This window comes from Rhodococcus sp. R1101 (assembly GCF_000278445.1).
In the GTDB taxonomy this organism is placed as follows: Bacteria; Actinomycetota; Actinomycetes; order Mycobacteriales; family Mycobacteriaceae; genus Rhodococcus; species Rhodococcus gordoniae.
Genome location: NZ_AJVB01000406.1, coordinates 1 through 3547, shown reverse-complemented (window position 1 = coordinate 3547; position 3547 = coordinate 1). Strand labels below are relative to the sequence as shown.

General features: G+C 68.0%; 3 protein-coding genes and 1 pseudogene. 3 read left to right on the top strand and 1 reads right to left on the bottom strand.

The window, feature by feature from the left end; translation table 11 throughout:
- The 3 genes and pseudogenes from R1101_RS0118755 to R1101_RS0118745 form a co-directional block, all read left to right on the top strand.
- Nucleotides 1-228, top strand: a pseudogene (locus R1101_RS0118755) (hypothetical protein); the annotation flags it as partial.
- A gap of 227 nt (nucleotides 229-455) precedes the next feature.
- Complete coding sequence (locus tag R1101_RS0118750; protein WP_016934874.1) at nucleotides 456-1139, top strand: hypothetical protein; 684 nt, start codon at nucleotides 456-458, stop codon at nucleotides 1137-1139.
- Nucleotides 1136-2905: a GMC family oxidoreductase N-terminal domain-containing protein gene (locus R1101_RS0118745; RefSeq protein ID WP_016934873.1), complete on the top strand. Its 1770-nt coding sequence runs from the start codon at nucleotides 1136-1138 to the stop codon at nucleotides 2903-2905. The genes R1101_RS0118750 and R1101_RS0118745 overlap by 4 nt, the downstream gene beginning before the upstream one ends.
- Before the next feature lie 385 nt (nucleotides 2906-3290).
- On the opposite strand, the gene R1101_RS0118735 is transcribed toward R1101_RS0118745, so the two are convergent.
- Nucleotides 3291-3547 (bottom strand): 6-phosphogluconolactonase (locus R1101_RS0118735; RefSeq protein ID WP_016934871.1); only part of this gene is annotated, 257 nt, incomplete at its 5' end.

Below are 3547 nucleotides of genomic sequence, written 5' to 3'. Positions count from 1 at the left end.
AAGCTTCCGATGGGCGCGATCACTGCGTTCCTGGGGTTGTTGTTGCTGCGCGGCCAGTTCGTCCCGGGACTCGGCGCACTGGACACCTCGGCGCAGATCGTCGCCTGGGCGCTGGTATTCGGCTACGGGCAGCAACTGTTCACGAGACTCGTCGACCAGCAGGGGCAAGTCGTACTCGAGACCGTGCGTGGTGCCGACAAACGAGAAACCGGAACGAGTTCGGACTGAGATCATGACTTCGAAGGACGGGCAGACGACAGAGTCGATCACGGTCACCGGGTTCACGGCAACCGAACTGGCCGGTGGGGACAGGCATCGGCCACCGACCGACAAGGAACACGTCGATGCCCGGACCAGACATACAAGTGCGTGCTGGGAAGTGGGATTCGGGCGAAATACCGCAACCGTTCCGGGACATCTCGTACGCTGCACGCCGGAAGCGACGAGGGGGTGACGTGGACGACGCGCAACAGGGGTACTGGAACAGGCGGCGTTTTCTCGCCGGAATGGCCACGACCATGGCGGCCCTGGTCGGCACCGCAGGGGTGTTCGCGCGGGAGTCGGACGCGAGTCCGCTGAGCGAGACGCCTCCGGTGCGCGACACGATCAACGGAGTGCTCGCGTTCGTCGTACCCGGCAACGACCTGTACTCGCACCAGCAGGGCGTGTGGACCGACAGGCCCGGTGGCGTCACCGTCGGCACGGCGGAATCCCTCGAGCGAACTTTGGACCAGGCGTCGCCGATGCCGCTGCTCGGCCCCGAGGCGGGCAACCTGCCCGGCGCCGCGGCGATCGCGGTGCTGCTCAACACCTTCGGTGTCACCGCCGACCCGCGTTCGGTGAGTGGGCCGTTCGCGGCGCCCTTCGCGAACCTGAGTCACGCCGCGAAAGCGCAGGTCTTGGAATGGCTCGACACCGACCCGCGTTTCGAAGGTCTGGTGCTGAAGTTCATGGTCAACGCGATCCCCACCCTGGCGGCCTTCGCGGCCTTCGCGGAGGTCTCCGCTTACGACCGCGCGCGCCGGCAGATCACGGGACGCCCGGTCGGTTGGGAGCTGAGCCGCTATGCCGGACCGAGCGACGGGTGGGACGAGTTCCTGGGCTACTACGGCGGAATCGACGAGGTGGGGGACAGATGACCGACGTCATCGTCATCGGGGCCGGTGGCGGCGGACCCGTCGTGGCCAAGGAGCTCGCGGCGCGCGGCCTCGACGTGCTCGTTCTCGAGGCAGGACCTCGCTTCGCCGACCCGGAGAACGAGTGGACCCACTTCGAGGACGACATCAACAATCCGATCACCGGGATGTTCCGCCACGGGCCGGGAGACCGCTCGGGCACGCCGTGGCTGCGTGATCTGCCTCAGAACTCGTTCGTGTGGCAGGTGTCCGGCGTGGGGGGCACCACGCTCCACTTCTTCGGTAACTCACCGCGGGCGGCACCCGGCGCGTTCTCCGGATACGACGGCGCCGACCGCGACATGTACGACACGGCGCACCTGTTCCCCTTCGGCTACGACGATCTGCGTCCCTACTACGAGTGGGTGGAGGCCACGTTGCCCGTGCAGACCGCACCGATGGGTGCCAAGGAGCAATTGTTCCTGCGGGGCGCAGCCGCCATGGGTCTGCCGCACCAGACCTCGCTCGACACCACCGGGGCAGCCCACCGCGCCCAGCAGAACGCGATCCTCCAACCCGGTGGCACCGCCGGCCGCACCCGCGACCGCGCGCGTCTGCACCATCCCGAAGCGCGGGGTTGCACGATGTGCGGGCACTGTTATCAGGGTTGTTTCCTGCCGCTGGGGGCGCCGCGGAATCTCAAGGCCAAACGGTCCACCGACAACTCGTACGTCCCGATGATGCTCACCGCAGACGCGTGGTCATCCCCGGGGCGTGCCGTCACCCTGATCGCCGATGCGGTGGTCTCCGAGATTCTCGTCGACGAGGTGAACGGGGAGACCGTGGCACGCGGCGTGCGGTTCACGACAGCGGGGGAGGAGCACGAGGCGACCGCCCCGGTGGTGGTGCTGGCGGCCGGGTGCATCGAGAGCCCGCGATTGTGGCTGAACTCGACGCTGCCGAATCCGAACGGTTGGGTCGGCCGCGGTCTCACCGACCACCACATGGACGCGGTCTTCGGCGTCTTCGACGAGTACACCGGACAGACGCGCGGACCGGGTTCCAACGCTCGCGTCGATCTGCCCGGCTACGGCGGGATCGAGCAGGTCGGTCTGCCCCCGGCGTTGATCGCGTATGCGCTGAACTTCAGCGACTCCGGCATCCACGGGTACGGACGTGCCGGCGGTGTCGTCGATTCCGCGGGGGCCGACAGTATGGGGCGGCTCGTCGGACGCGACCTGCTCGACACGATGGCGGACGCCGACCGCGTCCTCGCGGCGCTCGTCATCTCGGACGACGACGTCGAACCTGACAACCGCGTGACGCTCTCACCGATCCTGTATCCGGACGAAGGAGGTCCGGCGCCGCGGGTGACCGTGCGGCATCGTCGGCGCTCGGCTCGTACCCGCCGCAATCGTGACTACGCAACCCGCAAGGCCGTCGAATTGATGAGGGCGGCGGGCGCGAAGAGGGTGCATCGCTGCGATTGGCCGCCGCTGATCCTGCACTCGCAGTCGAGCATGAGGATGGGGGTGAGCGACCGGGATTCGGTGCTCGATGCGGACGCCGAAGCGCGGTGGGTGAAAAGGCTGTTCGTCGCCGACAATTCGGCGCTCGCCAACAGTCTGGGAGGTCCGAACCCGACGTTGACGACGCAGGCGCTCGCCACCCGCACAGCCGAGAAGATCTTCGCGAAGTACTTCGGTGGCGATCCCTGGGTGGCACGTGAGAACCCCGTGTCGTCGATCGACGACCGCGTCACCGCCGCGGTGATCGAACGGGGTATCTGACCGCTCGCTCCCGAATCCGAACGGTCGATTTCGTTCCGAATGGAACCGTCGGGCGCCCCGGCGCGTCGAACGAGACAGAGGGCCGTGACGACAACGGTCCACGACGGGAGGAGTTCACCGGCATGGACCCACGAACGGTGCGATGTGTCCCGGGCCGATCACCACTGCGAATACTACGGTCGACGGCAGGTCCGCGGTTGTCGATTCGGATGCGTTGTGTGCGAAGCGGTCTCGACGACCGCAGCGGTGGCCACTCCGCAGGGGATCGTCGCACGGAGACGGACGAGTCCGACGGCCCCGACTTCGACGGCGCCGGCGCGTGAGCGCCGAGTCGCCGATCGTGGCCACACGATGCAGGCAGCGATCTCGGCAGTACTCGGCTCGATCATGACGCCGGAAGTTGCGCGGCGGCCTCCGGATCGAGGAACCACACGGTGCGTTCGGTGCCACGGGCGCCCGCCGAGGGGAAATCCTCCGGTGCGGCACCGGCCACGGCCGCCGCGACGGCCTCGGCCTTGGCGGAGCCGGTGACCAGCAGCCATACCTGGCGCGCCCGTTGTACGGCGGGCAGCGTCAACGTCACCCGCGCCGGCGGCGGCTTCGGTGAATCGTCGACACCCACCACGAAGCGCTCGGACTCGC

Bases quoted from the DNA above. Each gene is read 5' to 3' on its own strand.
- R1101_RS0118745 (WP_016934873.1), top strand. From the start codon at position 1,136: ATGACCGACGTCATCGTCATCGGGGCCGGTGGCGGCGGACCCGTCGTG.